General features: G+C 40.2%; 11 protein-coding genes. 8 read left to right on the top strand and 3 right to left on the bottom strand.

Translation table 11 applies throughout. From position 1 onward, the window contains the following. Window positions 1-33: 33 nt before the first annotated feature. From HWQ39_RS10745 to HWQ39_RS10735, 3 genes are all read right to left on the bottom strand, one after another. Window positions 34-318: a hypothetical protein gene (locus HWQ39_RS10745; RefSeq protein WP_292844046.1), complete on the bottom strand. Its 285-nt coding sequence runs from the start codon at window positions 316-318 to the stop codon at window positions 34-36. A 211-nt stretch (window positions 319-529) separates the two neighbouring features. Continuing rightward, window positions 530-682, bottom strand: a complete 153-nt coding sequence (locus HWQ39_RS10740; protein WP_292844044.1) for a hypothetical protein — start codon at window positions 680-682, stop codon at window positions 530-532. Further along, entirely contained in the window at window positions 679-1,263 is a 585-nt protein-coding gene (locus HWQ39_RS10735) for a site-specific integrase (RefSeq protein WP_292844042.1), read from the bottom strand. The genes HWQ39_RS10740 and HWQ39_RS10735 overlap by 4 nt, the downstream gene beginning before the upstream one ends. A 220-nt stretch (window positions 1,264-1,483) precedes the next feature. Between HWQ39_RS10735 and HWQ39_RS10730 the strand changes: the two genes are divergently transcribed. The 8 genes from HWQ39_RS10730 to HWQ39_RS10695 all read left to right on the top strand — a co-directional run bounded on the left by HWQ39_RS10730 (window position 1,484) and on the right by HWQ39_RS10695 (window position 6,991). Continuing rightward, entirely contained in the window at window positions 1,484-1,819 is a 336-nt protein-coding gene (locus tag HWQ39_RS10730; RefSeq protein ID WP_292844040.1) for a hypothetical protein, read from the top strand. 2 nt (window positions 1,820-1,821) lie between these two features. Beyond that, window positions 1,822-2,181, top strand: a complete 360-nt coding sequence (locus HWQ39_RS10725) for a hypothetical protein (protein WP_292844038.1) — start codon at window positions 1,822-1,824, stop codon at window positions 2,179-2,181. Between the two features lie 334 nt (window positions 2,182-2,515). Beyond that, window positions 2,516-2,755 (top strand): hypothetical protein, encoded by a 240-nt coding sequence (locus tag HWQ39_RS10720; RefSeq protein WP_292844036.1) that lies wholly within the window; start codon window positions 2,516-2,518, stop codon window positions 2,753-2,755. 55 nt (window positions 2,756-2,810) lie between these two features. Then, on the top strand, window positions 2,811-3,278 hold the full coding sequence (locus HWQ39_RS10715; RefSeq protein ID WP_292844034.1) for a hypothetical protein: 468 nt from the start codon (window positions 2,811-2,813) through the stop codon (window positions 3,276-3,278). Continuing rightward, on the top strand, window positions 3,279-3,605 hold the full coding sequence (locus HWQ39_RS10710) for a hypothetical protein (RefSeq protein WP_292844032.1): 327 nt from the start codon (window positions 3,279-3,281) through the stop codon (window positions 3,603-3,605). Between the two features lie 3 nt (window positions 3,606-3,608). Further along, window positions 3,609-6,140: a hypothetical protein gene (locus HWQ39_RS10705; protein ID WP_292844031.1), complete on the top strand. Its 2,532-nt coding sequence runs from the start codon at window positions 3,609-3,611 to the stop codon at window positions 6,138-6,140. An 80-nt stretch (window positions 6,141-6,220) separates the two neighbouring features. Beyond that, window positions 6,221-6,601 (top strand): hypothetical protein, encoded by a 381-nt coding sequence (locus HWQ39_RS10700; RefSeq protein WP_292844029.1) that lies wholly within the window; start codon window positions 6,221-6,223, stop codon window positions 6,599-6,601. Between the two features lie 69 nt (window positions 6,602-6,670). After that, window positions 6,671-6,991, top strand: coding sequence for a hypothetical protein (locus tag HWQ39_RS10695; protein WP_292844027.1), 321 nt, complete (start codon window positions 6,671-6,673; stop codon window positions 6,989-6,991). Window positions 6,992-7,019 lie beyond the last annotated feature (28 nt).

Genomic DNA, 7,019 nt, shown 5'->3' with positions numbered 1-7,019 from the left:
AGTTTTTAGCGATCGCACCTTTTTTGCCCAACCTCACAAAATCGCGTTGCTCCCGGTACGAGCGGTGATGTCTGGTTTTGCGAAAAGCTGGGTAGAGCGATAATTCTTGGTTCTCCAAGCGATGTAGCGGTCAATTATTTGTAAAAAATCCCCTGAACCGGGGATGATATGACTTTGATCGTTGACCAGCTTGGAATCAACAGACCTAGCGTAAGTCAAAATGTCACCTTTGAGCGCAATCGGTACGCGGATCGAGGTTGTTTTGCCACTGTTCCACCCAGATTGCCAAGGAATGCCTCTTACTCTGGTTTTGCTCATGTCTATTGTCTAAGGAGTGCGTGTTACAAGCTAATTTTACAGAGAGTAGAGAGTTAGGAGTTACGAGTTATTATTCCTCTAGTCCCCAGTCCCCAGCACCCAATGCCCAATGCCCAATAAAAAGCGATCGCGCTAAATAGGATAAAGTGCGATCGCAAATAGTTGTCTTTAGATTTTAGATTTTCAGCTTATCCGCTTGTTTCATGCTTTGTCACAGATTTGGATAAAGCCGATCAACCTCATCCCAAGCCTGGTTGGTCAAATTCTCCAGTGCCATAGCCAAATACACAGGATGATCGTACTCGCCGTGCTGCAAGCGCTCAAAGAATATCTCAATTTGCAGGAATAGGAGGTTGGGGTTCATAGAGTTGCGATCGCGCCGCGGCGTTCGTCCATTTCAATTTCAAAATAAGGGTCAAGTCCTTTGTTGTCGCGGTGTCCGGTGAAAGTTCGGATGATTTCTTTAGCAATTCCACTTTTCCGCAATTTGTTGACCATGCTGCGCCGGGTGCTGTGAGTAGAAATACCCTTAGCTTCAAATCCCGCGTCATCTGATGCTCGCATCAAAATGTTATAGGCATTCTTCCAAGTAATTGGTTTAGTTCCACATCTCGAAGGGAATAGCCATTCACTATTTGTTTGTGGTTTGTATCGCTCTAGAGATTCTTTCAAAGTTTGATGCACTGGAATTTCTGTTGTTTCGGCTGTCCCGTCTGGCCTGTGCTTTCTGATGATCGCGGGGAAAATGATGTCTGATTTGGGCAAGCCATTGCGATCGTAAACATCATTTACTTTGAGTTGAACCAGCGCCCCCCACCGTTCACCAGTGAACCAAGCCAGGTCTAAAAGTAATCTGTACTTCTCAGTTCGGATCTGCCGTCTGATTTTTGAATATTCACCATCTGTCAATACGGCGGCTTTTCCCTTTCTGTTATTCTTTGGCATAGATATAAAAAAGAAACTTATAGTATTCCGCTTTTACCTGGTTCAGAGGTGAAAGCGGAATTTCCTAAATATTCACTACTCGTAAATATTGGCTCAATCCTATTGCTAGCAAGGAATACGCGTCATCGGGATATATACCACTTCTACATAAAAGTGGAACATTTACATTATTTTCAATCAGCCATACAACGGATTTATCACCTCATCAAAATCCGTTTTTATGCCAGAAAGAACCCTCGCCGAAGTATTCGGTGCAAACTCTTCTCAAACAGCTACCGATTTGGTAATTAAAAAATCTGATCTTACGTCGGTAGGGCTAACAGCATCAGCAAACAATACTGCTGAATCACTGCTGATAGCAGTTGCATTGAAAGCTCAAGTAACGCTGACAGATGAAGCCCGCGACACCAACATTGACCAATCTGTTGCCATAACAGATGGTTTCAGTCCTACGATAACAACGCGAAACAACACCATTTATCTCAGAAATACTATTTCTGTAGAAGTGGACAAACTTCTGACCGGAGCGAATGTCATTGACCCTGACGATTATTAATCATGCAAGCACTAACCCTTCAAGAATTATTTGGTGATAGTGCTTATCAAACTGCTACTGAATTAGTGATTAAAAAATCTGATTTGGTAGCAGTGGGACTAACTGCTACAGGGAATAATCGCGCCGAACAATTAGTAGTTGCAATACTCTTGCAAGTACTAAGTAATTTTCAAGGTGTGCTAACTGATGAAAACGGCAATCAAATCACCGATGAATTAAATAATTCCATCACTTATGACAATCGAAACCTTTGGGAATTCCTAGAGATTTTTCGCTGGGATGACTTCTTAAAAGAACGAGATCACAGCGTTATCAAAACAAGTACTTTTGTCATCCATTCCTATGATGTTCAAACAGATTAAAGATATTGGCACAGAAAAAACTACTCCAGATAACTCCGACTTAATAGTAGTTCAACAGACTGATGGAATCACTAGACGAATTACACGTGGAAATTTCTTAGCGGGTGAAAGCTCCTAGACTTTTTATATCCAGCTAAGGGAAACAAAACCCTCTGGAACAAATGCAGGAGCAGCAACAACAGCGACCTGGACAAACAGAGCAATAAATACTATCTCTACAGACGAAACTGCGTTAGTATCGATTCCTAGTGTCGGTTCTTTTACATTACCTGCGGGGACTTACTATATCAGGGCTTCTAGCAATTTCTACTCTGTAACAAACATCAAAACGAAATTGCAGAATATAACAACAGATACCGCATTGCTAATAGGTAGTAATGGATATTGTGATCCAACTTATGGGGCATATACAAACTTGGAATTATCTGGGAAGTTTAGTATTAGTGCCAATCAATCCTTGGGTTTTCAATATTACGCTAATAACCCAGTATCTAGTATCTACAACTTAGGCGGAACTGTGGGAGATGGGAGTGTCGAAACTTACACCATCATTGACTTGTGGAAGGTAGGATAACGTGACAATATATTGCACCGGAAAAGGCAAAGCAACCGTCAGAATACTCTCACCTTTGTTAGAAGTAATTGTTGATGCTCCGGCAGATGTTCAACTTGCTTACCCGTCGACCGAAACCTACATCCACAATACAAAAGCAGCAATAAACAAGACTTTTGACCGCAAAGTGAACGAGGTATATTTTACCTCCCCAGGACAGCAGTATAACAATGGTGCGCCAACAAATCCGATAAGGGATTGCCCATTACCAAGCATTAATGGCAATCAAATCATTAGTGATTTTGATAATTATTACGCTGACAATGAAAGCACTTGTAGCTACCAAGTGACTTTTGTCCAAGGAATATCTGTTAATGGGAAAATATACCCATCTGACGACTATCAATACACCGTATCTTGTGATGACGATTGCCCTGAAGGAAGCCACAAATGCACACATGGAAGATATCCCGGATATTGCTGTGTGCCGTGTCAAAAAGTAGGCAGCAAGCTAAAAAATATCGCTTCAAAAGTTGGTAGATAAATGGCTGAAATTTGTCAGGATATTGACCAGGGTCTTGTCGCGTTGAACCGTAAAATTGATGAACAAAATAGACGCTTGCGAGATTTAGAGCAGAAACAAAAACAGTGCTGCGACGAGAATAATAAAAATAATAACAACAATAATAATAATGACCTTGAACGACGCGTAAAAAAACTAGAAGACGATGTACTAGACCTTGGTGGCATCATCAAAGACTGCGTTGATGACCTTGCTGACTTAATGAACACAGCATTAGAGCATACAAAGGTTGCTAATAGTGCCCAATCAATCTTCTCAGCGATTATCGACTTTTTTGTAGATGAATAACGTATGACCATTACTCAGCAATTATCGCCGTCATCACTAAGAGCGTACAAATTATCAAAGTACGCAAATGGTCAACCAGGAAAGATACTTTTAGAAGCAAAGAAGGCACAGAGAGCCACTTCTCAATTCATGTCGAAGAGTGGAGCCAAAGAAGTCGCCAAACGCATGAAGGATCTGAAAAACACTGCTGCTAATGCCAAGAAAGTTGCAGATGCTACAAAAAAAGCTACTGATTTAACTGAAAAAATACAATCTGCACTGTTTAAAAATATCCTAGGCAGCGCTGTCATTGATAAGGCTTCTCGTGTTGGTGGTATTCTTGGCATTCTTTCGGCAATTGGGTTAGTCCTTTTAGTTAAGCTTCAAGAGTTTGTCACAGGCAGGGCTTTTGATGACCTTAGTCAGATAGGAATTGAGCTTACAAAGACCAACACAATAGCCGTAAATAATGGATTGAAGATAAAAACAATCCAATCAAAAGTTGATAAATTTGATAAAGAATTAGACGCTAATGCCAAAGACTTTGCTCGACTTAATAAACAAACAGACACTATTGCTAAAAACGCAGTAGATGCTAAAAAACAAGCTACCGATGCACTTTATGAAGCTCGTGAAGGAAGAAAGATTGTCACTGGGCTAGCAGAAGTAGCAAGAAAACTAGCCAATGATGCTTTGTATGAAGCACGAGCAAATAAAACAGCAATCGAAGCCAAGATAACAGAGCAGCGCGTAAGCTTTGAAGCCAAAATTCAATCAATCAATGCGACTATTTCAAAGTTTAACAATAGTGTTTCTGAGGCTTTTCAAAAATCTGTAAATGTCACCATTTCAAAAATCCAATCAGACCTAGCTGCAACAAAAGCGCAAGTCAACGCCATTCGTCCTCAGGCTGTAGACACTAATAACATCACCACAAATGCAGTTGCGGCGGCAAGAGCGCTTGTAACACCTCTGCAATCTCAAGTAGGGCTGCTTGCTGGCACGATTGGCAGTCTTCAAGGGCAAGTAGCTCAAATACCAGTACTAGCAAGTTCTGTAGGGAATTTAGCACAGTCTCTTAATACTGTAAATTCCAAAGCCGATGCAGCAATGAATGAGGCACGTAACAAAGGTGTACCAAATCTAACTCCTATACAACAGCAATTGGATGAAAAATTTAACCAGTTCGTCGCTGACAATAACAAGGCGCTGAATATCAGAGATTTACAACAATCTAATCTCTCCAAAGAACTCGATAAAAAGCTCAACGATTTTGAAAGGCAAAGTAACCTAACATCTGACCAGCGTTTTGATGAATTCAAAAAGGATAATAATAAAGCACTAGGAATTGTTGAACTCACTCAGTCAAACTTATCAAAAGAATTTGATGCTAAATTCAGCGATTTTCAACGGCAAAGTAACCTAACGGCTGACCAACGTTTTGAAGAGTTCCAACGAACAAACAAAGAGTCTTTAGGGTTGCTAAAAACTGAACTAAAACAGACAACCAAAGAAGTTGAGGATAACAAAATAACAATCACCAAAATTGATACTAAGTTAGGGGAACAAGTAAAAGTGAATGAACAAGCGCTACCAAAGTTAGACCAAATACTTGGAATACTGCCTGCCATTCCAGCGAGAGCCGCCGCCGCAATTAGACCCGATATCCCAACAATTCCACAAATCGAACAAGCTGCGGCTACTGGAACTTGTCGAACCACTCAACCGGGTGGGTGCATGAATAAAGTCTTAAAAGATAATGCAGCAGATATTACTAATAACAACAATACAAATGCAGCCAATATTTTAGATGCTGTCAATACTGGTGCAAATGCTGCACTACTGGCGGGGCAACAAACCATTTTGCAAAGACTGGGCGATCAACTTCCTGGTGGTATTGGCGGGAAACTTACCCGCTTTGCACAATGGGCACATCTAGATCGGGTGCTAAACATTATGAATTTTGCTGCCAGTGTTCATAATGGTGCAATGCTCTCCAATAACCTTGGACAAACACTATTAAGTGTTGTTGGGAATCTTCTTAGCATCGTAGGACTAAAAGATGCTGAGGGGCAAGCATTTGATATTGGAAGTGTAATTAGCAAAGGTATTGAAGGATTAATTAAAAGTGCAATTGGAGAAGAGAATTACAAAACCCTTGATGCTACTTGGAAACGAGCAAATCGCATTTATCAAGCCGCTGCCAATCTTTTAAATTCAATTCAATCTCTCAGTGCATCTATTCTAAGTGCTTTAGAAGTTATCGGGCAATGGAATGCAAAAGTAGCTAATTCCCTAAAGCGTTTTGGAGTCGTGGGGGAAAAAGCTTACTCGTGGATGAATCCAAATGTTAACTTCCAAAATAAATACTTCACTGCTCTGGAAAACGCTACTAACGTCATTTCTCAAGTAGACCAGGTAGCAAGTGAGGTTTTATCAATTAAAGAAACAGTTGGACAGATTGTAGAGCAGAAAAAAGAGCTTGATGATTCTTTAAAGGAAACTGATGCTAGTAAGCAAAAAGCAGATTTACCTGAAGCGGTAAAACTAGCATAGAAAGAATCTCAAGCCAAAGCCGCTAGTGCAGCTTTACCACTAGCGGGAACCGATAAAGAAGCTGATGAGGATGATAATTAATGGTTGCTCAATTTCCAGAAATAGTCACAACACCACCGAAGCGATTAACACCATCTATTAGTGCAGAAGTAAAAACATTTACCTATTTTGTACCAGCACTAGACAGTAATAATCAGCCGATTCCTAATGGTGAAGCAACAATGACAAGGAAATACACGGTATTAATTCAAGTAACAAATATTGAAAAGCATCTAGCTGTAGCAACCTTTTCTAGAGTATTTGATTATGTAAAATTAATCGCTTCAAACAATGTCAACCCAAGCTCTGATGATGATATCGAATCTCAAGTTATGCTCTCCGTTGACTCATCGGAGGCTGTTGGTGTCTGTGCTTTATCTCTAAAAACAAACAAGTTGAATGCAGATTATATCGATGGATAATTTAACAGTACCCTAGCTTATTTAACAGATGCAATTGCAAGTGATTTGAATCCAGATGCCTAACAATTTATGCCGCTACCAGATAATTTTAGTGAGTTTGAACATCTTCAAGATTTAGTTAGATTGGAACATAACAAAGCTGTTAAAGCATATTTTAAAAATCAAGAAGATGATGATATTTCTACCCCAAAAGCTAGCCTTAAACATGCTTGCTTGATTAAGGATGAAGACACGGCCGCTATGACTCAAATGAGGTTATGGCTGTTTGAGATTACTATTGGTCATGCTCAAAGTTTGCAAACTCCTATTTATGGAATTCCTGTACAAGAGTTACAAAGGGAATCTAAATTTAGACCACAAATCGTAAGGATTCAGGTGGCAGGGTATTGACAAAGGGGACGCTTGAGGGAGAGTATCA

This window comes from Nostoc sp. NMS8 (genome assembly GCF_017115045.1).
GTDB lineage: Bacteria > Cyanobacteriota > Cyanobacteriia > Cyanobacteriales > Nostocaceae > Nostoc.
Note: the sequence above shows the minus strand (reverse complement) of the source record. Positions and strands in the feature narration are given on the sequence as shown.